We start from the raw sequence: 25,098 nt of genomic DNA, 5'->3' as shown, positions 1-25,098 counted from the left end.
GTGCTGCGCATGGAGTCCGTGCGCAAGACCTTCGGCGGCTCGGTCGTGCTGCGTGACGTCGGCCTGGAGGTCGCCCCGCACACGGTGACCGCGCTGATCGGGGCCTCCGGCTCCGGCAAGTCCACGCTGCTGCGGTGCGCGAACCTGCTGGAGGAGATCGATGACGGCGCGATCTGGCTGGACGGAGAGGAGATCACCGATCCGCGCGTCGACCAGGACGCCGTACGCCGCCGTATCGGCGTGGTGTTCCAGGCGTACAACCTCTTCCCGCACATGACGGTCCTGGAGAACATCACGCTCGCCCCGCGCCGGGTGCACGGGCAGTCCCGTGCCGAGGCCGAGGCACACGCGCGTGAGCTGCTGGAGCGGCTCGGGCTGGCCGGCAAGGCGGGCGAGTACCCGGACCGGCTCAGCGGCGGCCAGCAGCAGCGCGTCGCGATCGTCCGCGCCCTGGCCGTACGTCCCCGGCTGCTGCTGCTCGACGAGATCACCGCCGCCCTCGACCCCGAGCTGGTGGGCGAAGTCCTCGCCGTCGTCCGTGACTTGAAAGCGGACGGAATGACGATGGTGCTGGCCACCCACGAGATGGGGTTCGCCCGCGAGGTCGCCGACCAGGTTTGTTTTCTGGACGGAGGCGTGGTGCTGGAGCGCGGCCCGGCCGAACAGATCTTCGGCGACCCGCAGGAGGAACGTACGCGGCGCTTCCTGCGGCGGATCGTGGAGGCGGGGCGGTTGTAAGGACCGCTCGCTATGGACGGCGGTCCTTACAACCGCCCGCCTGCCGAGGTCACGTGTCCGCCTGGCCCGCCCCCACGAGTGCCGCGACCCGCTCCACGCCGAACACATACCCCTGCACACCGCACCCCGCGATGACCCCGTCGGCACGCAGCGAGACGTAGGAGTGGTGCCGGAAGGACTCGCGCTTGTGGATGTTGGAGATGTGGACCTCCAACACGGGAAGGCCGTCACAGGTGTTGAGCGCATCCAGGATCGCCACAGAGGTGTGCGAGTAGGCACCGGGGTTGATCACGATCCCGCAGTGATTGAGCCGTGCCTCGTGGATCCAGTCGACCAGCTCGCCCTCATGGTTGGACTGCCGGAAGTCGATGGTGCCGCCGTGTGCGGCCACCGCCTTGGCGCACAGGGCCCTGACATCGTCGAGAGTCTCGGAGCCGTAGATCTCGGGCTGGCGCTGGCCGAGCAGATTCAGATTGGGGCCGTTGAGGATCATGATCGGGGCGTTGGCCAGGGTGCGGGGCACGGTTCCTCCGGTCCGTCGGGGTGCGGCGGTGCGTCGATGACCGCTGCTCAGACCCCGGTTTATCACGGTGCATGGACCACGCGGTTCCCCATAGCCTCCGGGTATGACCACTGCTTCGTACCCTCCCAAGCCCTCCCCCGGCGACCGCGTCGCCGTCATCTCGCCCGGCGCGGGCCTGCCCGGTATCCTGCCGCGCCCCTTTGAACTGGGCCTGGAGCGGCTGCGTAAGGAGTACGGGCTCGAACCGGTCGAGTATCCGGCGACCCGCAAGATGGGCTCGACGCCGCAGGAGCGGGCCGACGACATCCACGCCGCCTTCGCCGACCCGGACATCAAGGCGGTCATCGCGTCCATCGGCGGCGACGACCAGATCACGGTGCTGCCGCTGCTGGACCGGGAGTTGATCCGGGCGAACCCGAAGCCGTTCTTCGGGATGAGCGACAACACGAACCTGTTGATGTTCCTGCGCAACACCGGAATCGTCGGCTTCCACGGCGCGACCGTGATGTGCGAGCTGGGCCGTCCCGGCGCCATGAACCCGCAGACCGCCAACTCACTGCGGGCCGCGCTGTTCACGTCCGGCGAGTACGAACTCGGGCCCGCCGAGCGTTGGAACGACATCAACCGTGACTGGGCCGACCCCGCGACATTCGACGCGGAGCCCGAGACGAGGCCCGGCGACGGATGGACCTGGGTGAACGCCGACCGCGTGGTGGAGGGCCGCACCTGGGGCGGCTGTCTGGAGATCGTCGGCTGGCTGCTGATGGCCGACCGGGAGATCGCGCCTGACCTCTCCGAGTACGACGGCGGAGTGCTGTTGCTGGAGACGTCGGAGGAGATGCCGAGCGCGAGCGAGGTCTTCTGGACGCTTCGCAACATGGGCGAACGTGGGCTGCTCCAGCGCTTCTCCGCGCTCCTGATGGGCCGGGCGAAGACCTGGTCCTTCCAGCGCCCCAACGGCCCCGAGGAGGCCGCTCGTTATGCCGCCGAGCAGCGCGAAGCCGTGCTGCGGGCCATGCGTGTATATGCCCCCAACACTCCGATCGTCTTCGACGTGGACTTCGGCCACACCGATCCGCAACTCGTGATCCCCTACGGCGGTATCGTCCGCGTCGACGGCCCGGCCCGGCGCATCACCGTCACGTACTGACGGGGGCCGAGCGCGCCCGCACGCCCCCGTAACCCGCGATCACTGTGGGTAGTTGACGCAGCATGCACGATGTACGCACCGTAAAGGGCTCCCCGTCCATGCTGCGGCTCGCGGCCGCCTCACTCGCCGGGACGGCCATCGAGTTCTACGACTTCTTCGTCTACGGGACCGCGGCGGCGCTGGTCCTGGGGCCGCTGTTCTTCCCGACCTTCTCCCCGGTGGCGGGGACGCTGGCCGCCTTCGCCACGTTCGGGGTGGGGTTCGTGGCGCGCCCCTTGGGGTCGGTGCTGTTCGGGCACATCGGGGATCGGCACGGACGGCGCCCGGTCCTCGTCGGCTCACTGCTGCTGACCGGCGCCTCCACGGTCGCGGTCGGCTGTGTACCGACGTACGGGACGATCGGTGTGACCGCTCCCCTGCTGCTGCTCGTGCTGCGCTTCCTTCAAGGGCTCGGGCTCGGCGGCGAGTGGGGCGGAGCCGTGCTGCTGACCGTGGAGCACGCGCCCGCCGGGCGGCGCGGTCTGTGGTCGAGCTTTCCGCAGGTCGGGCCCGCGCTGGGGTTTCTGCTCGCCAATGGTGTGGTGCTGGCGCTGTCGGCGACGCTGACCGACGCGCAGTTCGCCGCGTGGGGCTGGCGGGTGCCGTTCTGGGCGGCGGGCGTGCTGGCGATGGTGGGGCTGTGGCTGCGGTCGTCGCTCACCGAGAGCCCCCGGTTCCTGGAACTCGACGACCACGCGCGCGTGCCGCTCGCCGAGGTCGTCCGTGAACACTGGCGGCTCGTGCTGCTGACGGCGGGGGCGCTGTCGATCGGGTACGCGATCTTCTACACCGTGACGACCTGGTCCCTGGCCTACGCCACGGAACGGCTCGGGGTGAACCGCGGCGTCATGCTGACCTGCATCATGGGCGCGGTGGTCGTGAAGGGTTCGCTCACCCCGCTGGTGGCGATGCTCGGCGACCGGTACGGGCGGCGTCCGCTGTGCCTGCTCGGGTGCACCGCCTGCGCCCTGTGGATGTTCCCGATGATCGCGCTCCTCGCCACGGCGCAGCCGCTGCTGATGTTCCTGGGCTTCCTCGGGGCGATGATCGCGTTCATCACGATGTTCGCGGTGATCGCCGCGTATCTGCCGGAGTTGTACGAACCCCGGGTGCGCTGCACGGGCGCCGCGGTGGGCTACAACCTCGGCGGAGTCCTCGGGGGCGCGCTCACGCCGATCGTGGCGACGGCGCTCGTCGAGCAGGGTGGTCGGGTGCCCTGGGGGGTGGCGGCGTATCTGACGGGGGTCGCGCTGCTCAGTCTGGGGTGCTTCGCGCTGCTGCCCGAGACGCGTCCGGTGCCGGTGACGGCGGTGGAGCCCGCCACCGGGTGACGGGCTACGGAACAGCCTTGGCTACGGGTTGATGGCGAGCTCCAGATACGCCGCGAACAGCACCAGGTGAACGCCGCCCTGGAGCGGCGTCGCCCGCCCCGGTACGACCGTCAGCGAGCTCACCACCACCGTCAGGGCGAGCAGCACCATGTGCGTGGGGCCGAGGCCGAGGACGAGTGGGCCGGAGAGCCAGATGGAGGCCAGGGCGACCGCGGGGATGGTCAGGCCGATGCTGGCCATCGCCGAGCCGAGCGCGAGATTCAGGCTGGTCTGTACGCGGTCCCGGCGGGCGGCGCGCAGGGCGGCGATCGTCTCCGGGAGCAGCACCAGCAGGGCGATGACCACACCGACGACGGCATGGTGGAGGCCGGCTGCCTCCACTCCGTTCTCGATGGTGGGTGACACGCCCTTGGCCAGGCCGACCACGCCGATCAGGGCGAGGCCCAGCAGGCCGAGGCTGATCAGCGCGGAGCGCTTGGAGGGCGCGTCGGCGTGGTCGTCCGAGGTGATCACCTCGCCGAGCCGGGTGATGGGGAGGAAGTAGTCGCGGTGCCGTACGGTCTGGGTCGTCACGAACAGGCCGTACAGGATCAGCGAGGACAGTGCGGCGAACGTCAGCTGGACACTGGAGAACTCCGGGCCGGGCTTGCTGGTGGTGAACGTCGGCAGCACCAGACTGAGCGTGGCGAGGGTGGCCACCGTGGCGAGGGCGGCGCCGGTGCCTTCGGGGTTGAAGACCGCCGTACGGTGACGCAGCGAGGCGACCAGCAGACACAGGCCGACGATGCCGTTGCAGGTGATCATCACGGCCGCGAAGACGGTGTCCCGGGCGAGGGTGGAGCTCTTGTCACCGCCGTCGGCCATCAGGGTCACGATCAGGGCGACCTCGATGATCGTGACGGCCACGGCGAGGACGAGGGAGCCGAAGGGTTCGCCGACCCGGTGCGCGACCACTTCGGCGTGGTGCACGGCGGCCAGGACGGCACCGGCCAGGATCAGCGTCACCAGCGCGACGACCGCGCCGGGCAGATCCCGTCCCCAGGTGAAGATCAGCAGGACGAACGCGAGCACCGGCACGTAGGACGTCCACCGTGTCGCGAACGGCCGGAGCCGAGCGATCATGGAGCGATCGTCGCAGAGGCCCTGAGGGTTCGCATTCCGGTCGGTGTGAGGGGCGGAAGGGCGGTCGGAGTGGTTGCCAGGCGGCCCCGCGCCCTCCGGATGCGGGGCCCCTGTGTCGCGTATGTCGCTATGCGAAATCGGTCGTCTCCTGTACGTCGCAGTCCGTGAAGGACGGCGGCCGGGTGCACAGCGCGGCCATCTGCTCCGCGAACTTGGTGGTCTCGGGGTCGTCACTGTTGCGCATGGCGTCCTCGTGGGAGTCGAACTCGATCACTACGAGGTAGCGGCCCGCCTGCCCCCTGTCCTTGAGGACGAGCCGGCGTGTGGGGCCGCCGCTGCGGCCCGCCAGGCGCTGTTCGGTCTCTTGGGCCAGCTCCCGCATCTCTTCGATGCGGTCCGTCTCGAAGTCGATGATCTGTACGAACTTCATGGGTGCGTCCACAGGTGCCTCCACCCCCGGCCGTGGTGTCCCCGGCCGGGGACACCCGGCACCCAACGAAGCACCGGGAGCGGTGCTCGGCAATTCGCTGGGCACCACCCCCGGTGTTGGTTCTTGCTACGTCCGACGTGGTCAGACGTCGATGCTGTCCTTCGGAGCGCCTTCGCTCCCTTCCTGCGCCGCCTCGGCCGCCGCCTGCTTCTTGGAGGCCCGCAGGCTGGTGATCGTGGTGATGATCAGGACCGCGCAGATCACGCCGAGAGAGACCGGGATGCTGATCTCGGGGACATGGACCCCGGACTCGTGCAGCGCGTGCAGCACCAGCTTCACGCCGATGAAGCCGAGGATGATCGACAGGCCGTAGCTGAGGTGGACCAGCTTCTTCAGCAGACCGCCGATGAGGAAGTACAGCTGCCTCAGGCCCATCAGCGCGAACGCGTTGGCCGTGAACACGATGTACGGGTCCTGGGTCAGGCCGAAGATGGCGGGGATGGAGTCCAGGGCGAACAGGACGTCCGTGGTGCCGATCGCGAGCATCACGACCAGCATCGGGGTCATGACCCGCTTGCCGTTCTCCTGGATCCACAGCTTGGTGCCGTGGTAGCGGTCGGCCACGCCGAATCGCTTCTCGGCCGCCTTGAGCAGCTTGTTCTCCTCGAACTCCTCCTCCTCGTCGCCGGCCCGGGCCTCCTGGATGAGCTTCCAGGCGGTCCAGATCAGGAAGGCGCCGAAGAGGTAGAACACCCACGCGAAGCTGGCGAGGATCGCGGCGCCGGCGGCGATGAAGATGGCCCGCAGCACAAGAGCGATGAGAACACCGACCAGCAGTACTCGCTGCTGGTACTGGGACGGCACGGCGAACTTCGCCATGATCAGGACGAAGACGAAGAGATTGTCGACGCTCAGCGACTTCTCGGTGATGAAGCCGGCGAAGAACTCGCCGCCGGCCTGTCCGCTGCCGAAGATCAGCAGGCCGAGCCCGAACAGGCCGGCCAGGGCGATCCAGACGACCGTCCAGATTCCGGCTTCCTTGATCGATACGTCGTGCGGCTTACGGCCGATGAAGAAATCGACCGCGATGAGAGCGGCAAGGCCCACGATGGTCAGGACCCATAGGGTCGTCGAGACTTCCACTGCGCCTCCGGCAGTCGTAACGGCAAATGTCAGCGTCGTCGCGCGCCGGAGGTCTCTTCCACCCAGGATGGGCCGACGCCCCGGGATCTGGCCTGATCCGTATTGACGGGTACGCCGCAGCAGACAGGGAGTACTCCCCTCCGTGCAAAGAAGAGTACCCAATCACCAAGGAAAGGTAAAGCGATTGGCAAAAGGAGTGCCAAATGCGCAGGTCAGAGGCTGTTTACCGGTAATGGGTGCGGGCCGCCGCGACCTGTGACAGGACCTGCTGGAGGACCTGGCTGCCGGGCGGGACGAGCGAGGGCTCATAGGTCCAGGCATGCCCCACCCAGGGGTCGGCGAGGTGATCGTCCGGCACCGGCGTCAGACGCATCAACGCACGCCACAGCGGGTCGAGCAGCGGGCCGTAGCCGGCCGCCTCCTCGCGGTCCGCGACCATCATCAGATGGACGCCGACCGCCGGGCCCTCGTCCGCCAGATAGCGCAGCTGGTTCACGGCACGGTCGTCGAAGCCGTGCGGGAAGTCGTTGACGATCAGCAGCTGCTGGGAGGTGTCGAAGCCCGGTGGCAGGGAGTCCGGCGCACCGCCGCGCAGAGCCATCTGCACCAGGTCGACGCGCTGAGTGAGCCGCCCGAGGACATCCGCGACTCCAGCCGCGCCCACGGCGGGCGGGGCCGCGAGCACACCGGTCTGCACCAGCGGTGCGAGCGCCTGAGCGCCCGAACCCGCCGGGTCGATGACGTGCACGGTGAACTCACCGGCCGGATAGACCGCGAGCAGCCGGGCCGCGTTCGCCACGGCCGTCTCCATCGCGAGGCGCCGCAGATCGTGGGAGTCGGTGAACGAGCCGTCGAGTGAACTGCCGCGCCCGCTGTCGATCCACAGGCCCCGCTCCAACGGCAGCCGGACCAGCATCGGGATGCGCAACCGGTCGCTCTCGGGGAGATGGAGGTCGCCCAGGCGCAGTGCCATGGGAATCTCCATCGGTACGCGATAGCCGTGCCACACGGGGTTGTCCCAGCGCGCGTACGCGGGCGGCAGTGCGGGCTCGACGACCTCGGCCTCCGCCGTGAGCTGGGCGAGGTCCCGGTCGAGGGCCTCCCTGGCCTGGTTGACCAGCTCCGTGTGCTTGGCCTGGGCGGCCTCGCGTGCGGCGTCGCCCTGTCCACCGATCCGGCTGCGCGGGTCCGACAGGACCTGGTCGAGCTCCTTGTCCATGCGCGACTCGGCGAAGTCGACCGCGCTGCGGTATGCGGCGGTAGTGCGGGCCAGGTCCTCGAACATGCCCCAGACCTGGTTGTAGAGCCGCTCGTCCATGGACCAGCCGGTGGCGTCGCCCGCGACGGGCTGCGCGGGCTGTCCCGGCTGGGCCGGGGGCGCGGTCGGCGGGGGCGGTGGCGGAGCCGCGTTCTGCCGGCGCGGATGGCTGTAGTTGATGGGACCGCCGGACGTGCCCGTCTGGCCGGGGTCGGTGGCGCCGGCTCCGCCCTGGTACGGCGGCTGCGACGCGGGCTGCCCCTGCGCCGGCGTGCCGTACGGGGAGTTCGGCTGCGGTGTCGGCTGGCCGGGCCCGTCGGGTGTCTGTGCGCCGTACGGCGATGTCTGTGGTGGTACGGGACCGGTGGCGCCCTGCGATGCCTGGCCGCCCTGGTCCGGGCCGAGTGCCGGTGCGGCGGTCTGCCGGGAACGGTCGCCGTCCGTGCGCGGCGGGGGCGCCGGGATCGAGCGGGCCATGCCCTGCGCCACCGCTTCGTTGATGCTTCCGGCCAGTTGCTGCGCCTGGGGCAGGCCCTGGTCGGTGAAGAGCCCGGCGAGACCGTCGGCGTAGCCCTGGCCGATGGCGCGCACCTTCCAGGCGCCCTGGCGGCGGTAGAGCTCCAGGGCGACCACGGCCGACTCGGCCTCCAGGCCGGTGACGGTGTAGCTGGCGACCTCGGCGCCGTCGAGGCCGGTGACCGCGACGAACGGGGTGGGGACGGCGCCGAAGCGGGTCGGGCCGCCGACCCCCATCGGCAGGGCGAGCAGCACACTGACACGGTGGACGGCCTCCGGCATGGCGTCCAGATCCACCGCGAGGCGATGGTCGGCGGCCGCCTGCTTGGAGACCTCCAGGCCGGGCAGGGTGGGGGCGCCGGGGTGTGCCACCCATTCGACGCCGTGGATCTTCCCCTGCTCGTCGCCGAGCGTGGCGGCGGCCACCATCGGCGTGCCGGCCGAGACCCGGATCTCCAGACGGGCCTGGGAGAGCGGGTGGTTCTGCCCCCGCACCAGCTCGGCCGTCATGCCTTCGTCCCCCTGTGTCGCTGTGTCTTGTGTCGTGTGCCGCCCGCCGGGCCGCCTCGGGTGTCCTACAGGTGCGGCAGGATCGACGGCATCAGGTCCTGGAACGTGCGGCCGTTGGCCGGCGTGCCGAGGGCCGTCATCGACCAGCCCGGGCCCGAGCGGTGCACCTTCGCCATGATCTGAGCGGTGTAGGCGCCACCACCGGCGAGCGTGTACCGGGCGAGTTCCTGGCCGTTGGTCTCGTCGACCAGACGGCAGAAGGCGTTCTGCACCTCCTGGAAGGTCTGGCCCGTGAAGGAGTTCACGGTGAAGACGATCTGGTCGATGTGGACCGGGATGCGCGCGAGGTCGACGAGGATGGCCTCGTCGTCGCCGCCCTGGCCGACACCGCCGACGAGGTTGTCACCGGTGTGACGGACCGAGCCGTCGTCGCTCACCAGGTGACGGAAGAAGACGACGTCGACCGGCTGCTTGTCCGCGAACAGGACGGCCGAGGCGTCGAGGTCGACCTCCCGCGTGCGCGAGCCGAACAGGCCGCGCCGGGGAGCCGCCTGCCAGCCGAGACCCATGCGCACCGCGGTCAGGCTGCCGCCGTCGTTCTTCTGCAGACTGATGGCCTGACCCTTGGTCATGTTGACGGTCACGTGCTGAATCCCCTCTCGAGCTGTCCCCTGTTGGCCGCGGAGTCCGCGGATGACCAGAACCCTACGCAGGGGCACTGACAGTGACGTACCCCGGTCCCCACTTTGTGTCGGTCTTGCAACACAGCGCGTGCGTGTCAGGCCAGGCCTGCCTCTTTCATCTGTCGCAGTTCCTTCTTCATCTCGGACACCTCGTCACGCAACCGGGCCGCGATCTCGAACTGCAGATCGGCCGCGGCGGCGCGCATACGCTCCGTCAGCTCCTCGATCTGCTCGGCGAGATCGGCCGCCGGACGGTCCGTCGGCACCGTCTCCTTCGCTTTGCCCCTGGCGGACTTGGCGGCCTTCGCCCCCTTGGCCGCCTTGTCGCCGAGGGAGGGCACGGGGGCCTTGGTGCCCCGGCCGTCCTTCTTCGCGCGGTAGCCGGTGCCGAGCAACTGCTCGGTGTCGACGTCCTCGCGGGCGATCTGCGCGACGATGTCGTTGATCTTCTTGCGCAGCGGCTGGGGGTCGATGCCGTTCGCCTTGTTGTACGCGACCTGCTTCTCCCGGCGGCGGTTGGTCTCGTCGATGGCCTTCTCCATCGCCGGGGTGATCTTGTCGGCGTACATGTGGACCTGGCCGGAGACGTTACGCGCGGCGCGGCCGATGGTCTGGATGAGGGACGTACCGGAGCGCAGGAAGCCCTCCTTGTCGGCGTCGAGGATCGCCACCAGGGACACCTCGGGCAGGTCGAGGCCCTCGCGCAGCAGGTTGATGCCGACGAGGACGTCGAACTCGCCCGCGCGCAGCTCTCTCAGCAGCTCGACACGGCGCAGGGTGTCGACATCGCTGTGCAGATAGCGGACCTGGATGCCGAGCTCCAGGAAGTAGGCCGTGAGGTCCTCGGCCATCTTCTTGGTGAGGGTGGTGACCAGGACCCGCTCGTCCTTCTCGACGCGCTCCCGGATCTCGTGGACCAGGTCGTCGATCTGGCCCTCGGTGGGCTTGACGACGACCTCCGGGTCGACGAGGCCGGTGGGGCGGATGATCTGCTCGACCTGGCCGTCGCCGCGGGAGAGCTCGTAATTGCCCGGGGTCGCCGACAGATAGACGGTCTGCCCGATGCGCCCCTGGAACTCCTCCCACTTGAGGGGACGGTTGTCGAGGGCGGAGGGCAGGCGGAAGCCGTGGTCGACCAGGGTGCGCTTGCGGGAGGCGTCGCCCTCGTACATGGCGCCGATCTGCGGCACCGTCACATGCGACTCGTCGATGACGAGGAGGAAGTCCTCCGGGAAGTAGTCCAGCAGGGTGTTCGGCGCGGAGCCCGGCTCGCGGCCGTCGAAGTGCATCGAGTAGTTCTCGACACCGGAGCAGCTGCCGATCTGACGGAGCATCTCCAGGTCGTAAGTCGTCCGCATCCGCAGCCGCTGGGCCTCCAGGAGCTTGCCCTGCTTCTCCAGCTCGGCGAGGCGCTCGCCCAGCTCCTTCTCGATGTCGTTGACGGCCCGCTCCATGCGCTCGGGGCCCGCGACGTAGTGGGAGGCCGGGAAGACGTACAGCTGCTCGTCGTCGCTGATGATCTCGCCGGTCAGCGGGTGCAGCGTGGACAGGGCCTCGATCTCGTCGCCGAACATCTCGATGCGGACGGCGAGCTCCTCGTAGACCGGGAAGATCTCGATGGTGTCGCCGCGGACGCGGAAGGTGCCGCGGGTGAAGGCCAGGTCGTTGCGTGTGTACTGGATGTCCACGAAACGGCGCAGCAGCTGGTCCCGGTCGATCTCCTCGCCGACCTTGAGGGGGACCATGCGGTCCACGTACTCCTGGGGTGTACCGAGGCCGTAGATGCAGGAGACCGAGGCGACCACGATGACGTCGCGGCGGGTGAGCAGCGAGTTGGTCGCGGAGTGGCGCAGTCGCTCGACCTCCTCGTTGATCGAGGAGTCCTTCTCGATGTAGGTGTCCGACTGCGGGACGTACGCCTCGGGCTGGTAGTAGTCGTAGTACGAGACGAAGTATTCGACGGCGTTGTTCGGCAGGAGTTCGCGGAATTCGTTCGCCAGCTGGGCGGCCAGCGTCTTGTTCGGTGCCATCACCAAGGTGGGACGCTGGAGCTTCTCGATCATCCACGCGGTGGTCGCGGACTTGCCGGTGCCGGTCGCGCCGAGCAGGACGACGTCCTTCTCACCGGCTTCGATGCGCCGGGCGAGCTCGGCGATGGCCTGCGGCTGGTCACCGCTGGGCTGGTAGGGGCTGACGACCTCGAAGGGCGCCACCGTGCGTTCGATACTGGAAACGGGCCGCATGGATCCACCGTACGACCCCCCACTGACAACGCGGTCCGGTCAGTGGTTCTGCGGGGTCCTGGAGCTCCGGGTTCCGGCGGTGCGGCGGGGCCGCAGCGGCGCGCGGCGGGCCGGGTGCGGGACGGTGGGGTGGGCGGGGACGCCCGGTTTGTGCTCGACGGGGGCCTCGGTGGGCCGCCCCATGACCATCTTCGGGTCGAACAGGACGACGGCGCCGGCGAGGAGCAGGAAGGCGAGTGGGCCGACGAGCATCGGCGCCAGAAGGCTGGCCGGCGAGTCGCCGGTGGCGGGGGCTTCGGTGCCGTGGAGGTGGACGCTGAGGGCGGCCATGCCGGTGTAGTGCATGCCGCTGACGGCGAGGCCCATGACCAGGCTCGCGCCCACGCTCCACAGGAGCCCTCTGACCTGTCCGGCGGCCCACAGGGCGGCGGTGGCGGCGGCCATGGCTATGGCGACGGAGGCCGCCACGGTCAGCGTGTTGTACTCCAGCTTGCCGTTGACCTGCATTCCGGCCATGCCCAGGTAGTGCATCGACGCTATACCCAGGCCGGTGATGGTGCCTCCGGTGAACAGGGCCGCGCCGCTGGCGCCTTTGTAGCCGACTATGAAGATCCCGACGCCCACCATGACTATGGCGACCGCCAGGCTCGCGAATGTCATCGCCTTGTCGTAGTGGACCGGCGTCTCCTTGACGGTGAACCCCATCATCGCGACGAAGTGCATCGTCCATATGCCGGATCCGATGGCCGCCGAGCCCAGCGCGAGCCAGCCCGGGCGCCAGGACTGCGAGACGAGCATCGATCTGGTGGTGCAGCGCAGGCCGAGCGCACCGCCGAGGCAGGCCGTGAGATAGGCCACCAGCGGTGTGACGAGTCCGTAGCTGAATCCGTCGATCGTGCCCTGCATACGCAGCTGCCCTTCCCGCCCTTTTACGTCCCGGAACCCCGTGAAATGCGCCCCTTCCCAGTACCGCCCGAGCGGTCAGGGTTGAGGCTGAGGGTAACCCCCACCGGAATGGTCGAACGATTTTCCGGCAAAGAAACACGGCCTTGCCCCAGTTGTGCCGCACGGGTGAGCGGGCACAGGCAACTCCATTCAATCTGTGGCCATTCTGTACTCCCCCGCCGTTGACCCTCTGCTGTCACAGTTGAGCTGTTCGTGATCGTCCGACGCGAGGAGTACGCATGCACGCGCGCGCTGTGGCCGCCACGACGACCGCACTGCTGGGAGCCTCCGCTCTGCTCATTCCCGCACCCGATGCCCTGGCCGGCTCCGGGCGGCCCACGGTGATCGCCCATCGGGGGGCCTCGGCCCATGCCCCCGAGAACACGCTGGACGCCGTCGACAAGGCCGCCGAGCTGGGCATCGACTGGGTCGAGAACGACGTCCAGCGCACCAAGGACGGCGAACTGGTCGTCCTGCACGACGACAACCTCAAGCGCACGACGGACGCCGAGGAGGTCTTCCCCGACCGCTCGCCCTGGAAGGTGAAGGACTTCACCGCCGCCGAGATCGCCCGCCTGGACGCGGGCAGCTGGTTCGGCCCCGCGTACGCGGGCGCGCGCGTGCCGACGCTCGACCAGTACATGGACCGTGTGGAGCTGCACCACCAGAAGCTGCTTCTGGAGATCAAGAACCCCGAGCTGTACCCGGGCATCGAGCAGGAGACCCTGAAGCTCCTGGACAATGAGGGGTGGCTCGACCGGCCCCATCTGGAGAGCCGGCTGATCGTGCAGAGTTTCAGTGCCGACAGTGTGCGGACCGTCCATGAGCTGAAGCCCGCTGTGAAGACCGGGTTCCTCGGGACGCCGCCGGTGGCCGACCTGGCCCGCTACGCGACGTTCGTCGACCAGATCAACCCGTCGTACAGCTCAGCGTCGACGGGCTACGTCGCCTCCGTGCACGCGGTCGAGGGACCGCACGGCAGGCCGCTCGAGGTGTTCGTCTGGACCGTGGACGACGCGAACACGGCTCGGCTGGTCGCGGGGTACGGCGTCGACGGCATCATCTCGAACGCCCCCGACGTGGTCCGGGACGCCCTGCCCGCGCAGTGAGGTCCCGGCTGCCGCGCCCGCTGCGGAGGTGTTGTCAGTGGCCGGTCGTACGGTGGGCGCATGGACAGCCATGGGCAGTACGAACAGCAGGTCGTGTGGACCGTCGTGGGCAGCGACATCGGCCCGCTGATGCTGGCCGCGACCCGCGACGGCCTGGTCAGTGTCGTATTCCACGCCACTGACCAGGTGCGCGAGAAGGCGCTGGAGCGCCTTGCGTCCCGGCTGGGTACCGAGCCGGTCGAGGCGCCCGACTCGCCGCTGCTGGCCGAGGCGATACGTCAGGTGCGGGAGTACTTCGCGGGCACGCGGCACGACTTCGAGCTGCCGCTGGACTGGTCGCTGATCTCCGGCTTCAACCGGCAGGTGCTGCGCGAGCTGTCGTCCGGCGTCCCGTACGGCACGGTCGTCGGGTACGGCGATCTGGCGGGACGGGTCGGGCAGCCGGGTGCGGCCCAGGCAGTGGGCATGGCGATGGGGGCCAATCCGCTGCCGGTCGTCGTGCCCTGTCATCGGGTCGTGGAGAGCGACGGCGGCATCGGCGGGTTCGGGGGCGGCCTGGAGACCAAGCGGAAGCTGCTCGCGCTGGAAGGCGTACTGCCGGAGCCGCTGTTCTGACGGCTTCCCGGCCATCTTCCCGGTCATCGCCGGGATGGGCAGGCGGGGCAAGAGGGGGAGACTGCGCCTGTGACGACACCTTTCACCCATGTGTACGCGGCAGCCGGTCCTGTGCGCTGTCCCCGGTCGGCCGACCGGAGGCGCTGTTCCACCGGGTGCGCGTCGTGACGGCCGTCGAGCGGCAGCCCGTCGTGTCCGTCCCGCCCGAGCGGCTGCCCGCCCTGCGGCGGCGTATCACGGCCGTGCTGGTCACCACGCAGATCCTGGGCGGGCTGGGTGTCGCCACCGGCATCGCGCTCGCGGCGGTGCTGGCCAAGGAGGTCAGCGGCACCGAGTCGCTGTCCGGGCTCGCGCCCACCGCCACCGTCGCCGGTACGGCGGTGCTGTCGATGCCGCTGGCCGCGTTGATGACCGCGCGGGGGCGTCGTCCCGGGCTCGTCCTGGCGTATCTCATCGGTGCCGTGGGCGCCGGTGTCACGGTGATCGCGGCCCGCGTCGGGAGCTTTCCGCTGCTGCTGTGCGGGATGGCGGCGTTCGGGGCGGCCTCGTCGGCGAATCTCCAGGCGCGGTTCGCGGCGGCGGACCTGGCCGAGCCGGAGCGGCGGGCCCGGGCCATCTCGCTCGTCGTGTGGGCGACCACCATCGGCGCGGTCATCGGCCCGAACATAGCCGCGCCCGCCGGCCGCAGCGTCACGGGCCTCGGGATACCGGCGACGGCGGGTCCGTTCCTGTGGGCGGCCGGGATCTTCCTGATATCCGCGGTCGTGGTGGCCGTGCTGCTGCGGCCGGACCCGCTGCTGACGGCGCGTGCGCTGGCGCCGGCCGAGGAGCAGTCCCCCGCGGCGCGGTCGCTGCGCGCCGGGATGGCCGCCGTGGCCGCCTCGCCGCGGGCCAGGCTCGCGGTGGTGACGGTCGCCGTGGCGCACACCGCGATGGTCTCGGTGATGTCGATGACCCCGGTCGACCTCGCGCACCACGGCGCGGGCATCGATCTGATCGGGCTGGTCATCAGCGGTCACATCGCGGGCATGTACGCGTTCGCGCCGCTGATGGGGCGGCTGACGGACCGGCTCGGGCGGTTGTCCGGGATCGGGCTGGCCGTGGGGCTGCTGGCGTGCGCGGTGCTCTTCGCCGGCACGGCGGGCGACAGCCATGGGCAGACGGCCCTGGGGCTCTTCGTGCTGGGGCTGGGCTGGTCTGCGGGGCTGGTCTCGGGTTCCGCGCTGCTCACGGACTCCGTGCCGCAACCCGCGCGGGCCGCCGCCCAGGGGCTGTCGGACCTCATCATGAACGCGTCCGCGGGCATCGGCGGCGCGGCCGCGGGACTCGTGGTCGCCCGGGCGAGCTACGGCTGGCTGAATCTCGCCGCCGCGTGTCTGCTGCTCCCGCTGGCCGCGCTGGCGCTCCTCACACGGAGCGGACGGCCGCAGGAGGTTCCGGCGGGCGACTGACGTTACGCGCCGCTCCACCGGGGAAGCCGGAGGCCGTGTTCTCCGGTCGCCACGCGAAGGCTGGCCGGACCGGGGCGCCGGTAGCAGACTCCACCGTGCGCACAGCCGCTGGCATCCGACTGGCATCCGGAAGACACGGATCCGAAGGGACGGCGATCACGCATGAGCGGAAACAGGGCAGTGGCGTATCTCAAGCCGGGCACGGTCGAGGTCAGGACCATCGACTTCCCCACGCTCGAGCTTCAGGACGGACCGGGAGTCGCCTCCGCGAACATCGGCCGCAAGTGTCGGCACGGGGTGATCCTCAAGGTCCTCGCGACCAACATCTGCGGCAGTGACCAGCACATGGTGCGCGGGCGCACGACCGCGCCGGAAGGGCTGGTCCTCGGGCACGAGATCACCGGAGAGGTCGTCGAACGGGGGCCGGACGTCGAGACCATCGACGTCGGCGACATCGTCTCCGTACCGTTCAACATCGCCTGCGGGCGGTGCCGTAACTGCAAGGAACGCAAGACGGGCATCTGCCTGAACGTGAACCCGGCCAGGCCGGGTGCGGCGTACGGCTATGTCGACATGGGCGGCTGGGTCGGCGGGCAGGCCGAGTTCGTCATGATCCCGTACGCGGACTTCAATCTGCTGAAGTTCCCCGACCGGGACCAGGCGCGCGCGAAGCTGCTCGATCTGACGATGCTGTCGGACATCTTCCCGACCGGCTTCCACGGTGTGGTCAGCTCCGGTGCGGGTGTCGGCTCGACGGTGTATGTCGCCGGGGCGGGCCCGGTCGGGCTCGCGGCGGCCGCCTCGGCGCATCTGCTGGGGGCCGCGGTGGTCATCGTGGGCGATCTGAACGCCGAGCGCCTCGCTCAGGCGCGGAGCTTCGGCTGCGAGACCGTCGATGTCTCCCAGGGCAGCGTGGAGGATCAGATCGCGCAGATCCTCGGGGAGCCCGAGGTGGATGCAGCGGTGGACGCGGTCGGTTTCGAGGCGCGAGGGCATGGCCCGGACGCCCAGGAGGCACCCGCGACGGTCCTGAACTCGCTGATGGGTGTCACACGCGCGGGCGGTGCGCTCGGCATCCCCGGGTTGTATGTCACGGACGACCCCGGCGGGATCGACAAGGACGCGCAGTCCGGGACGCTGAAGGTGCGGCTCGGCCTCGGCTGGGCGAAGAGCCACCGCTTCACGACCGGACAGTGCCCGGTGATGCAGTACCACCGGGGCCTGATGATGGCGATCCTGCATGAGCGGGTGCATATCGCCAAGGCGGTGAACGCCACCGTGATCGGGATCGAGGACGCACCGCGCGGCTACGCCGAGTTCGACCAGGGCGCCAGCCGCAAGTACGTGCTGAATCCGCATGGGGCACTGGACGGCGCACAGGCGGTCTGACTCCTTGAGCCGTGTGGGGGCCACGCACGCGTGGCCCCCTCTTGAAGAACTCGGCCGACGCCTCCGGGGCGCACACCCACAGGACGACATGGGCGAGTCGTGCGGTGCTGTCCGTCATGCCGCCGAGGCTGGTGTCGTCCGCCACAGCCCGTAAGGGGTTTGATCGGGCTCGGCGCCCGCCAGAGATGAGGGGGAACCGACTGACAGGAGGCAGGCGCGTGGTGCTGGTGGTGTCGGATGAAGTGCGGGCGGCGATCGACGCGCGTCGACCCGTCGTGGCCCTGGAGTCCACGATCATCGCGCACGGGCTGCCGCGCCCGCGCAACCTCCAGGTGGCCCTGGAGCTGGAGGACGTCGTACGGCAGGAGGGTGCCGTTCCGGCGACGATCGCCGTGCTGGACGGGCGGCCCCATGTCGGGCTGGACAAAGAGCAGTTGGAGCGGATCGCGAACGAGGACGGGATCCGCAAGCTGGGTCACCGGGACCTGCCGCTCGCGGTGGCCGCCGGGGCGAGCGGGGCGACCACGGTGTCGGCGACGGCCCTGCTGGCGGCACGCGCGGGCGTGCGGGTGTTCGCGACGGGCGGCCTGGGCGGTGTGCACCGGGAGTGGACGGTGACGCAGGACGAGTCGGCCGATCTGGGGCTGCTCGCGCGTACGCGGATCACGGTGGTGTGCGCCGGGGTGAAGTCGATCCTGGATGTCCCGGCGACCCTGCAACGGCTGGAGACGCTGGGCGTCGCGGTGGCCGGCTATCGCACGGAGCGCTTTCCCGGCTTCTACCTCTCCGACTCGGGGCACCCCGTGGACTGGGCCCTGAAGTCGCCGGACGAGGTGGCCGAGGTGATGCGGGCCCAGGAAGCCCTCGACGGGCCCGAGTCGGCGTTGATCGTCGCCAATCCGGTGCCGGAGGCGGAGCAGTTGGGCCCCGAGCTGCACGCGCGTGTGCTCGCCGACGCGCTGCACGCGTGCGAGGAGCAGGGTGTCACCGGTCAGGCCGTCACGCCGTTCCTGCTGGACTACCTCGTACGGCACACGGACGGCGCCTCGTTGAGCGCCAATCTCGCGGCGGTGCGCGGCAATGTACGGCTGGCGGGGCGCATCGCGGCGGCCTGGGCCGGGGCGTGAGCGGCACGGTGTCCGGCCGCTCGGGCAGCGGAGGGGCGGACTGGCCCGCCCTGGGCGTCCGCGACGGCGCGCTGCTGGTCGTCGGGGATGTCGTGACGGACGTCATCGCCCGGCACCGGGGACCTCTCGCCGCGGGGACGGACACGGCCGCCGCCATCCGTACGGTGCCGGGTGGCGCGGGCGCCAATGCGGCCTGCTGGGCCGCGCATCGGGGCCGTGCCGAGGTGCGGCTGCTGGGGCGGGTGGGCGCGGACGCCGTCGCGTGGCACGAACAGGAGCTGATCGCGAGCGGGGTCACGCCCTGTCTCGTGGTCGATCCCGAGGCGCCGACCGGGACGGTGATCTGCCTGGTCGACACGGGTGCCGCCGCGGAGCGGACGTTCCTCACCGACAGTGGCGCGTCGCTGCTGCTGGAGCCGGGCGACTGGTCGGACGCGTTTCTCGACGGTGTCGCATGGCTGCATCTGTCGGGCTATCTGTTGTTCTCCGAGCCGAGCCGCGCCCTGGTGCGCGTGGCTCTGGCGTCCGCACGCGCGCGTGGAGTGCCGGTGAGTCTGGATCCGGCGTCGGCGGGGTTCTTGACGGAGCTGGGCGTCGACCGCTTCCTGGCGCTGGTCGAGGGCGTGGACGTACTGCTGCCGAGCCGTGACGAGGCGTGCCTGCTCACGGGGTTGCCGGACGTGGAGGACGCGGCGGCCAAATTGAGCCGCCATGTCCCGCTGGTGGTCGCCAAACAGGGCTCGGCCGGCGCGCTGGTGGCCCGGGCGGGCGCGGTGAGCACCCATGTCCCCGCCGTACCGGCCACGCTGAGGGACACGACCGGGGCGGGCGATGCCTTCACGGGCGCTTTCCTCGCGGCGCTGCTCTACGGCGCCGGGCCGGAGGAGGCGGCTCGGGCGGGATGCCGGGCGGGCGCGTCGGCGGTGGAACGGGTGGGGGGAAGGCCGCCGGTGTCGGGGTGACGGTCGCGCGCGCCTGGGTGGGGCGAGGACGGTCGGTCGTGGACCGAGCGGACGTCACCGCGAGCAGGCGGCAACCCCCGTCTCCTGTACGAGCCTTGCGGCCGGCCCGCTACGCCTTGCGCCCCCACGCCGAGATCAGCGGGGCCGTGGCCAGGTCCATGGTGCCGGTGGCCACGTTCGCGAGGTGGCGGTCGATGTCCTGGTCCGTGGCGAGGCCCTCCGTGACGAGTTGGTCGCGGATCTGCCGGATGGTGGCGGACTCCAGGGCGGTGCAGGCGGGCGAGGCGATCGGGAAGTACGCGTCCGCTCTCACCTGGCGCAGACCCGCCTCGCGGAGCAGCCGGGGGACCCTGCGGCCGTAGGAGAGGTCGGCCCCGCGGTCGGCGAGGAGCTCGCGGAAGCCGTGCCGCAGCCGGTTGGCCAGTTGCTGCTCGGGGCCGTGTTCGTCGGGGCAGATCAGGGGCTGGAGAGCGGGGTCGGCGTCCTCGACCAGGAGCCATCCGCCGGGGCGCAGGGACTCGATCATCGAGCGCAACGCCCGCTCCCTGTCGGGCACATGGACGAGGACGAGCCGGGCGTGCACCAGGTCGAACCCCTCCCCCGGCGGTTCGTCGGCGCTCACGTCATGGACGCGGACCTGGACCGGCGGCCGTGCCGCAGAGGCGAGTTGCGAGGTGTCGATGTCGGTCGCGATCACCTTTCCGGTCGGGCCGACCTTCTTGGCCATCCAGGCCACGACGGACGGGCCGCCCGCGCCCACTTCCCAGCAGCGCCAGCCGGGTCCGATGCCGGATGCTTCGAGGTGCCGGAAGGTGGTGGGGTCGAAGAGGGTGGCGAAGGCTTCGAAACGCTCGCCCGCCTCGGTCTGCCGGTTGTCGAGGAGATATCCGTCGTTTCGCGTCATAGCGCGATCATCCCAGTGCCCCGGTCGTCTCAAACGGGCCACACGGCGCCTACGACGAGATGGCGGACTCCCCACGGCCCGGTGAGGAGATTGCATCCAGCCCGGCTGGGGATGCGTCCTACCTGGGTGGGTCGGTTGTCCACAGGCGGGAACAAAGCGGAATCCTCTGTACCCACAGGCTTACCCGGCGCTCACCCACGACTGGCAAACTGGCTGGCCAAGGCGCAGAGATGCGGCGCGAGGGATCCACGCAAGGAGATCCAGATGTCCATGGCAGGGAATCTGCGAAAGGTCACGGGCCTAGACAAGGTCGGTGGCCTCCGCAAGGTGGCGCGGCTGGCTCGACGACGCCCCCGCGTCGACCTGAGCCACCCCGCCAGGTCCCCGCTGGGCTCCTCGGTGGTGAACTGCGTCACCTATCGAGAGGGCGTGCGGGTTCCCGAGATCGGCGATCTGGTCGATGTGGTGCAGCGCGTGCGCAAGCGCGGCGGTGGTTTCGTCTGGCTGGGGCTCCATGAGCCGACGAACCAGGAGTTCGCGGGCATCGCCGAGTTGTTCGACCTGCATCCGCTGGCGGTGGAGGACGCGGTCGAGGCGCATCAGCGGCCGAAGCTGGAGCGGTACGACGAGACGCTGTTCGCGGTGTTCAAGACCGTCTGCTACGTCGAGCACGAGCAGCTCACGGCGACGAGCGAGGTGGTGAACACCGGCGAGATCATGGTGTTCGTCGGCAAGGACTTCGTGATCACGGTCCGCCATGGCAGGCACGGCTCACTGGGCCCGCTGCGCGAGGAGCTGGAGTCGAACCCCGAGCAGCTCTCCAAGGGGCCGGCGGCGGTGCTGCACGCCATCGCGGACCACGTGGTCGACGACTATCTGAGCGTCACCGATTCGGTACAGGAGGACATCGACGAGGTCGAGACGGACGTGTTCGCGGAGAACGGGGCACGGGCCGACCCCGGGCGGATCTACCAGCTCAAGCGGGAGCTGCTGGAGCTGAAGCGGGCGGTGGTTCCGCTGAGTCGGCCGCTGGAGGAGCTGGCCACCGGCCCCATCCGGGCGGTCGAGCCGGAGATACAGGCCTACTTCCGTGATGTCTCCGACCATCTGCTGCGGGCCAAGGAGCAGATATTCGCCTTCGACGAGTTGCTCAACTCGATCCTCCAGGCGCACCTCGCCCAGGTCACCGTCGCGCAGAACGAGGACATGCGGAAGATCACGGCCTGGGCCGCGATCATCGCCATCCCGACGATGGTGTGCGGTGTCTACGGCATGAACTTCGACTACATGCCGGAACTGCGCTGGACGTTCGGCTATCCCCTGGTCATAGGCGTGATATCCGTCGCGTGCGTGGTGCTGTACCGCGGCTTCCGGCGCAACGGGTGGCTCTGAGGCCGACCGGGCTGCCCTGAGGCTCCGGTTCGACGGGGTTCCCGCGGCGTACGTCGGAGGCGTCCCCGCCCGGCACGGCCGGCCGGACGAGGACGACGACGTCGACATGAATCAGGTCGTCGACGTCGGGTTCAGCGCATCCTCGGCGCCCCGCTCATCGCGTAGACGCTCTCGGCCCAGTGGCCGATCTCGCCCTCCGAAAGGCTCCGGGCGAGATCAGCCTCGCTGATCATGCCGACCAGGCGTTTGTTCTCGATGACGGGAAGCCGACGGATCTGGTGCTCCTTCATCTCGCGGAGCACCTCGCTGACGTCGGCGTGCGAGTCGATCCAGCGCGGGGTGCCCTGAGCCATCTCGCCGGCGGTGACCTTGCTCGGGTCGCGGCCCATGGCCACACAGCCGATCACGATGTCGCGATCGGTGAGAATGCCGCAGAGCCGTTCGTTCTGGTCGCTGATGGGGAGGGCTCCGACGCCCAGTTCACGCATCAGCTGGGCGGCGCGGTCCAGGGTCTCGTGGGCCGGGATCCACTGGGCGCCTCGGTGCATGATGTCTCCGGCAGTGGTCATGGACTACCTCCCGATGCCGGACGGCCGGCGCGGCGCAGGACGCACCGCTAGTCCCGGCGCCCTTCATTGTCTCCGTGGCACCGGGCCGATGCACCCGGAACCGAGCGGTAACGGCCATCGGCGGGCGGGCGGCGATCAGGCGGAGAAGCGCACGATCTTCTGTGGCACGACACGGATGATCACGCGGGTCTCGTCGTCCTTCTCGGCCGGCGGGTCGATGCCGAGGTACTTGTGCGAGAGCTCGAACGGGAGCCGCTTGGCCTCGTCCGGGACGATCTCGGCGGAGCCACGGATCTCGACGGAGGAGTAGGGGTTCGCGAGGTCGTAGACCGAGACGCTGATGCGGGGGTCGCGGCGGAGGTTGCGCACCTTCTGGCGGGCGTCGACGGAGGAGAAGAGCACGGTGTCGCCCTCGCGTTTGATCCAGACCACCGAGTTCTGCGGAGCGCCGTCGGGACCGAGGGTGGCCACGGCGGCGAAGTTCTTGCCGTCCAGCAGGGAACGGACGGAGTCGTCGAAGGAGACCGGATCACTCGTGGAGGTCGTCATGAGCGCAAGGATATTTAAATGCACACGCATATAAAAGTGGTTTGGCGGATCTCTTCTCAACCGCTCCACGCAGGGTGCCGCGGGTCATCGGCACGCACCAGGACATCGGCGGCGTGGGCCGGGTCGGTCTCCTGGTCGTAGCGCTCGAAGGCGGGGAGGGTCCAGTGCTCGGCCTCGGGGGTGCGGCGGCGCAGGGCGCCGGGCGAGAGGAGGACATGGACGGTCAGATCGAAGGGGAACCAGTGGCGCAGAAGGAGGGGACCGTGCAGCAACAGGAAGCCACCGGGCGGGAGTTGGACATAGGGACTGCGGGTGGCTCGGTCGGTGACCGGGTCCCACAGGTCGGGCAGGACGCGGCCGTCTCCGCCGGGTTCGAGGGGACCGAAGACCTCGCGCCACAGGGCGCCGGTGTCGAACCAGCCGTCGTAGTAGGCCTCCACGTCCTGGTGGCCGTACTCCAGGCGGACCGATGCGGGGCGCAGGAAACCATCCGCACCGACGGTGAGGGAGGGACGGCCGCGTATGCGCAGCGCCTCCCCGACCAGCTGGGCGAGGTCTCCGGGGCGGGCCGCCGGGGCTCCGTCGAAGGCGATACGGGGCCAGGGGCCGCCGTCGTCCGGTTTGAGGTCGAGCAGCCGTTCGGCCAGCAGGTCGCCGAGCCGGTCCCAGGTGATCGCTTCCAGTCGCACACGGCCCATGATGCGACAGGGGGAGGGCGGGATGCGTGGTGCGGGGCGGGACGAGGTGAGAGGGGTGGGAGCGGTGAGAGGTTTCGCGGTGGGGTTGGGACGATGCGGTGGGCCTCCGGGAGCCGATCGGATGGCCGATCGAGAGGCCGGCCAGGTGGCTTTCCGACGCGGATCGGCGAGTTCTCCGGTCCCATCCGGAGGGGAATGAACCCCGTATGGCACACCCGGCAACTCCCCTGCCCCGTAACGGTCTTCTCGTCTTCCAACGCCTCAAGCGGCGGCATTGCGCGGAGTGTCGTACCGGGCCGTTGCAGATGCTCGTACTGGAGGACGGTGCGCCGCGGTGTCTCGACTGTGCCGACCTCGGGCATCTGGTGTTCCTGCCGCGGGGCGACACCGCGCTGACGCGTAGGGCGCGGGAGGAGAGTGCGCTGTCGGCGGTGGTCGTGCGGTTCAACCGGCGCAAGAGCCGCTACGAGAGGCAGGGCGTTCTCGTCGAGGAGGCTGGGCTGGCGAGGGCCGAGGAGCGGTGCCTGGCGGACGCGGAGGCCCGGCGGCGGCGTCGGATGCGGGACGCGCGTCGGCGGGCGCAGGAGGACGTGCGCTTCGTGGAGGCGTTCGCGGCGGAGATACGGCGACTGTTCCCGGGGTGTCCGGCGGACCGGGCGCGGGAGATCGCGATGCATGCGTCGGTTCGGGGCAGCGGACGGGTGGGGCGCAGTGCTGCGGGGCGGGCGTTGTCCGAGGTGGCGGTGACGTCGGCGATCATGGCGTCCGTGCGGCATGTGGAGACGCCGTACGACCAGTTGCTGATGAGCGGGGTGCCGCGGCACGAGGCTCGGCGGCGGATCACGGCGGCGGTGGAGACGACGTTGCGGGGGTGGCGGACGGGGGTGTCGGAGGTCGGGTGACGAGGGGCGGGGAAGGGGATGGGGATGGGGTGGGAGGGGCGGGGGGCGGGGGGCGCCCCCCTCGTGGACGCTCACGCATGTGCTCGCGCCACTCAGCCATGGTCACGGTTCTCGTACAGGATTTCACTTGAGGTGACGGACGGGCCGGGAGGATCCCGGCGGGATGCGGGAGTTGATGTTGGCATGATCGATGGGCCGTACTTCGTACTGATCGTGATCGGTGTGGTCGGGACCGGCCTGGTGGCCGGGGTGTTCTGCGCCTTCTCGACCTTTGTGATGCGCGGGCTCGCCGCGCTGCCGCCGGCGCAGGGTGTCGCCGCGATGAAGGCGATCAATGTGACCGCGCTGATGCCGGCGTTCATGCTGGTGTTCCTCGGGTCGGCGGTGCTGTGCGCGGTGATCGCCGTGGTGACGTTCGTACTGTGGCCGGACGAGGGGACGGTGGAGTTGCTACTGGGCAGTGCGCTGTATCTGTTCGGTTCGTTCGGGGTGACGATGATGGCGAACGTGCCGCGCAACGAGGCCCTGATGAAGCTGGACGCGGGCACGCAGGAGGCGGCCGACTACTGGGCGAGGTATGTGCGGGAGTGGACGGCGTGGAACCACGTCCGGACGGTCGCCTCGGCCGCCGCGACGGTGTCGTACGTGCTGGCCATCGCCTGACACCCCCGAGAACCCAGGAACCCGAGGACCCGGAAACCCGAAGACCCAGGAACCCGAGAAAGCGCTGTCCCCCCACTCTGCGCCCGTGACCCGTGGGACGTATCGTTGCGGGAAGAGTGCCGGCACGCGCACGCGAG

At 69.9% G+C, this 25,098-nt stretch carries 24 protein-coding genes; 12 read left to right on the top strand and 12 right to left on the bottom strand.

Annotated features, from left to right (window positions below; translation table 11 throughout):
• Positions 1 to 9 precede the first annotated feature (9 nt).
• Positions 10 to 738, top strand: a complete 729-nt coding sequence (locus IE325_RS16230; protein ID WP_308437662.1) for an amino acid ABC transporter ATP-binding protein — start codon at positions 10 to 12, stop codon at positions 736 to 738.
• A 49-nt stretch (positions 739 to 787) separates the two neighbouring features.
• Here the strand turns inward: IE325_RS16230 and aroQ are convergent, their stop codons facing one another.
• Positions 788 to 1,261: a type II 3-dehydroquinate dehydratase gene (gene aroQ / locus IE325_RS16225; protein WP_190070604.1), complete on the bottom strand. Its 474-nt coding sequence runs from the start codon at positions 1,259 to 1,261 to the stop codon at positions 788 to 790.
• Positions 1,262 to 1,364: 103 nt separating this feature from the next.
• Between aroQ and IE325_RS16220 the strand changes: the two genes are divergently transcribed.
• The gene (locus IE325_RS16220) at positions 1,365 to 2,411 is read left to right on the top strand and encodes a S66 family peptidase (protein WP_190070603.1); all 1,047 of its coding nucleotides are present in this window, start codon (positions 1,365 to 1,367) and stop codon (positions 2,409 to 2,411) included.
• A 98-nt stretch (positions 2,412 to 2,509) separates the two neighbouring features.
• The gene (locus tag IE325_RS16215) at positions 2,510 to 3,781 is read left to right on the top strand and encodes an MFS transporter (RefSeq protein WP_190070827.1); all 1,272 of its coding nucleotides are present in this window, start codon (positions 2,510 to 2,512) and stop codon (positions 3,779 to 3,781) included.
• A gap of 21 nt (positions 3,782 to 3,802) precedes the next feature.
• On the opposite strand, the gene IE325_RS16210 is transcribed toward IE325_RS16215, so the two are convergent.
• From IE325_RS16210 to IE325_RS16180, 7 genes are all read right to left on the bottom strand, one after another.
• Positions 3,803 to 4,903 carry a calcium:cation antiporter gene (locus tag IE325_RS16210; protein ID WP_190070602.1) on the bottom strand — a complete coding sequence of 367 codons (1,101 nt, stop codon included), beginning with the start codon at positions 4,901 to 4,903 and terminating at the stop codon, positions 3,803 to 3,805.
• Between the two features lie 127 nt (positions 4,904 to 5,030).
• Positions 5,031 to 5,333, bottom strand: coding sequence for a hypothetical protein (locus IE325_RS16205; RefSeq protein ID WP_190070601.1), 303 nt, complete (start codon positions 5,331 to 5,333; stop codon positions 5,031 to 5,033).
• A 141-nt stretch (positions 5,334 to 5,474) separates the two neighbouring features.
• Positions 5,475 to 6,476, bottom strand: coding sequence for a TerC/Alx family metal homeostasis membrane protein (locus IE325_RS16200; protein ID WP_190070600.1), 1,002 nt, complete (start codon positions 6,474 to 6,476; stop codon positions 5,475 to 5,477).
• 223 nt (positions 6,477 to 6,699) lie between these two features.
• On the bottom strand, positions 6,700 to 8,760 hold the full coding sequence (locus tag IE325_RS16195) for a TerD family protein (protein WP_190070599.1): 2,061 nt from the start codon (positions 8,758 to 8,760) through the stop codon (positions 6,700 to 6,702).
• Positions 8,761 to 8,825: 65 nt separating this feature from the next.
• Positions 8,826 to 9,404 carry a TerD family protein gene (locus IE325_RS16190; protein ID WP_190070598.1) on the bottom strand — a complete coding sequence of 193 codons (579 nt, stop codon included), beginning with the start codon at positions 9,402 to 9,404 and terminating at the stop codon, positions 8,826 to 8,828.
• Positions 9,405 to 9,538: 134 nt separating this feature from the next.
• Complete coding sequence (gene uvrB, locus IE325_RS16185; protein ID WP_190070597.1) at positions 9,539 to 11,686, bottom strand: excinuclease ABC subunit UvrB; 2,148 nt, start codon at positions 11,684 to 11,686, stop codon at positions 9,539 to 9,541.
• A gap of 39 nt (positions 11,687 to 11,725) precedes the next feature.
• Positions 11,726 to 12,592 carry an MHYT domain-containing protein gene (locus IE325_RS16180; RefSeq protein ID WP_190070596.1) on the bottom strand — a complete coding sequence of 289 codons (867 nt, stop codon included), beginning with the start codon at positions 12,590 to 12,592 and terminating at the stop codon, positions 11,726 to 11,728.
• Between the two features lie 278 nt (positions 12,593 to 12,870).
• Here IE325_RS16180 and IE325_RS16175 point away from each other — a divergent pair, with 278 nt between their 5' ends.
• The 6 genes from IE325_RS16175 (at position 12,871) to IE325_RS16150 (ending at position 19,284) form a co-directional block, all read left to right on the top strand.
• On the top strand, positions 12,871 to 13,740 hold the full coding sequence (locus tag IE325_RS16175; protein WP_190070595.1) for a glycerophosphodiester phosphodiesterase: 870 nt from the start codon (positions 12,871 to 12,873) through the stop codon (positions 13,738 to 13,740).
• A 60-nt stretch (positions 13,741 to 13,800) separates the two neighbouring features.
• Positions 13,801 to 14,355: a methylated-DNA--[protein]-cysteine S-methyltransferase gene (locus IE325_RS16170; protein ID WP_190070594.1), complete on the top strand. Its 555-nt coding sequence runs from the start codon at positions 13,801 to 13,803 to the stop codon at positions 14,353 to 14,355.
• A gap of 164 nt (positions 14,356 to 14,519) precedes the next feature.
• Positions 14,520 to 15,806 (top strand): MFS transporter, encoded by a 1,287-nt coding sequence (locus tag IE325_RS16165; RefSeq protein ID WP_190070593.1) that lies wholly within the window; start codon positions 14,520 to 14,522, stop codon positions 15,804 to 15,806.
• A 162-nt stretch (positions 15,807 to 15,968) separates the two neighbouring features.
• Positions 15,969 to 17,195, top strand: coding sequence for a formaldehyde dehydrogenase, glutathione-independent (fdhA, locus tag IE325_RS16160; RefSeq protein WP_190070592.1), 1,227 nt, complete (start codon positions 15,969 to 15,971; stop codon positions 17,193 to 17,195).
• Between the two features lie 218 nt (positions 17,196 to 17,413).
• Positions 17,414 to 18,322, top strand: coding sequence for a pseudouridine-5'-phosphate glycosidase (locus IE325_RS16155; RefSeq protein WP_190070591.1), 909 nt, complete (start codon positions 17,414 to 17,416; stop codon positions 18,320 to 18,322).
• A gap of 8 nt (positions 18,323 to 18,330) precedes the next feature.
• Complete coding sequence (locus IE325_RS16150; protein WP_373315181.1) at positions 18,331 to 19,284, top strand: carbohydrate kinase family protein; 954 nt, start codon at positions 18,331 to 18,333, stop codon at positions 19,282 to 19,284.
• A gap of 109 nt (positions 19,285 to 19,393) precedes the next feature.
• Here IE325_RS16150 and IE325_RS16145 read toward each other — a convergent pair whose 3' ends face one another.
• Positions 19,394 to 20,188 (bottom strand): methyltransferase domain-containing protein, encoded by a 795-nt coding sequence (locus tag IE325_RS16145; RefSeq protein WP_190070589.1) that lies wholly within the window; start codon positions 20,186 to 20,188, stop codon positions 19,394 to 19,396.
• Between the two features lie 264 nt (positions 20,189 to 20,452).
• Between IE325_RS16145 and IE325_RS16140 the strand changes: the two genes are divergently transcribed.
• Positions 20,453 to 21,580, top strand: coding sequence for a magnesium and cobalt transport protein CorA (locus IE325_RS16140; protein WP_190070588.1), 1,128 nt, complete (start codon positions 20,453 to 20,455; stop codon positions 21,578 to 21,580).
• A 131-nt stretch (positions 21,581 to 21,711) separates the two neighbouring features.
• Here IE325_RS16140 and IE325_RS16135 read toward each other — a convergent pair whose 3' ends face one another.
• The 3 genes from IE325_RS16135 to IE325_RS16125 all read right to left on the bottom strand — a co-directional run bounded on the left by IE325_RS16135 (position 21,712) and on the right by IE325_RS16125 (position 23,396).
• Positions 21,712 to 22,149 (bottom strand): CBS domain-containing protein, encoded by a 438-nt coding sequence (locus IE325_RS16135; RefSeq protein ID WP_190070587.1) that lies wholly within the window; start codon positions 22,147 to 22,149, stop codon positions 21,712 to 21,714.
• 135 nt (positions 22,150 to 22,284) lie between these two features.
• Positions 22,285 to 22,698 carry a PPOX class F420-dependent oxidoreductase gene (locus IE325_RS16130; protein ID WP_190070586.1) on the bottom strand — a complete coding sequence of 138 codons (414 nt, stop codon included), beginning with the start codon at positions 22,696 to 22,698 and terminating at the stop codon, positions 22,285 to 22,287.
• 56 nt (positions 22,699 to 22,754) lie between these two features.
• A complete protein-coding gene (locus tag IE325_RS16125; RefSeq protein WP_190070585.1) occupies positions 22,755 to 23,396 on the bottom strand; it encodes a nucleoside/nucleotide kinase family protein in 642 nt (213 codons plus the stop codon).
• 206 nt (positions 23,397 to 23,602) lie between these two features.
• Here IE325_RS16125 and IE325_RS16120 point away from each other — a divergent pair, with 206 nt between their 5' ends.
• Together IE325_RS16120 and IE325_RS16115 are read left to right on the top strand one after the other, a co-directional pair.
• Positions 23,603 to 24,298, top strand: coding sequence for a DUF2293 domain-containing protein (locus tag IE325_RS16120; RefSeq protein WP_190070584.1), 696 nt, complete (start codon positions 23,603 to 23,605; stop codon positions 24,296 to 24,298).
• A gap of 183 nt (positions 24,299 to 24,481) precedes the next feature.
• On the top strand, positions 24,482 to 24,961 hold the full coding sequence (locus IE325_RS16115) for an anthrone oxygenase family protein (RefSeq protein WP_190070583.1): 480 nt from the start codon (positions 24,482 to 24,484) through the stop codon (positions 24,959 to 24,961).
• The last annotated feature ends 137 nt before the right edge of the window (positions 24,962 to 25,098 follow it).

The organism is Streptomyces lanatus (assembly GCF_014655715.1).
GTDB classification, from domain to species: domain Bacteria; phylum Actinomycetota; class Actinomycetes; order Streptomycetales; family Streptomycetaceae; genus Streptomyces; species Streptomyces lanatus.
This window is presented reverse-complemented; position numbering and strand designations above follow the sequence as displayed.

What these genes read in the sequence shown, in the direction of transcription:
- IE325_RS16230 (WP_308437662.1), top strand. Translation starts at nt 10, where the DNA reads ATGGAGTCCGTGCGCAAGACCTTCGGCGGCTCGGTCGTGCTGCGTGAC.
- IE325_RS16220 (WP_190070603.1), top strand. Translation starts at nt 1,365, where the DNA reads ATGACCACTGCTTCGTACCCTCCCAAGCCCTCCCCCGGCGACCGCGTC.
- IE325_RS16215 (WP_190070827.1), top strand. Translation starts at nt 2,510, where the DNA reads ATGCTGCGGCTCGCGGCCGCCTCACTCGCCGGGACGGCCATCGAGTTC.
- IE325_RS16210 (WP_190070602.1), bottom strand. Translation starts at nt 4,903, where the DNA reads ATGATCGCTCGGCTCCGGCCGTTCGCGACACGGTGGACGTCCTACGTG.
- IE325_RS16205 (WP_190070601.1), bottom strand. Translation starts at nt 5,333, where the DNA reads ATGAAGTTCGTACAGATCATCGACTTCGAGACGGACCGCATCGAAGAG.
- IE325_RS16195 (WP_190070599.1), bottom strand. Translation starts at nt 8,760, where the DNA reads ATGACGGCCGAGCTGGTGCGGGGGCAGAACCACCCGCTCTCCCAGGCC.
- uvrB (WP_190070597.1), bottom strand. Translation starts at nt 11,686, where the DNA reads ATGCGGCCCGTTTCCAGTATCGAACGCACGGTGGCGCCCTTCGAGGTC.
- IE325_RS16180 (WP_190070596.1), bottom strand. Translation starts at nt 12,592, where the DNA reads ATGCAGGGCACGATCGACGGATTCAGCTACGGACTCGTCACACCGCTG.
- IE325_RS16175 (WP_190070595.1), top strand. Translation starts at nt 12,871, where the DNA reads ATGCACGCGCGCGCTGTGGCCGCCACGACGACCGCACTGCTGGGAGCC.
- IE325_RS16170 (WP_190070594.1), top strand. Translation starts at nt 13,801, where the DNA reads ATGGACAGCCATGGGCAGTACGAACAGCAGGTCGTGTGGACCGTCGTG.
- fdhA (WP_190070592.1), top strand. Translation starts at nt 15,969, where the DNA reads ATGAGCGGAAACAGGGCAGTGGCGTATCTCAAGCCGGGCACGGTCGAG.
- IE325_RS16145 (WP_190070589.1), bottom strand. Translation starts at nt 20,188, where the DNA reads ATGACGCGAAACGACGGATATCTCCTCGACAACCGGCAGACCGAGGCG.
- IE325_RS16140 (WP_190070588.1), top strand. Translation starts at nt 20,453, where the DNA reads ATGTCCATGGCAGGGAATCTGCGAAAGGTCACGGGCCTAGACAAGGTC.
- IE325_RS16135 (WP_190070587.1), bottom strand. Translation starts at nt 22,149, where the DNA reads ATGACCACTGCCGGAGACATCATGCACCGAGGCGCCCAGTGGATCCCG.
- IE325_RS16130 (WP_190070586.1), bottom strand. Translation starts at nt 22,698, where the DNA reads ATGACGACCTCCACGAGTGATCCGGTCTCCTTCGACGACTCCGTCCGT.
- IE325_RS16125 (WP_190070585.1), bottom strand. Translation starts at nt 23,396, where the DNA reads ATGGGCCGTGTGCGACTGGAAGCGATCACCTGGGACCGGCTCGGCGAC.
- IE325_RS16120 (WP_190070584.1), top strand. Translation starts at nt 23,603, where the DNA reads ATGGCACACCCGGCAACTCCCCTGCCCCGTAACGGTCTTCTCGTCTTC.
- IE325_RS16115 (WP_190070583.1), top strand. Translation starts at nt 24,482, where the DNA reads ATGATCGATGGGCCGTACTTCGTACTGATCGTGATCGGTGTGGTCGGG.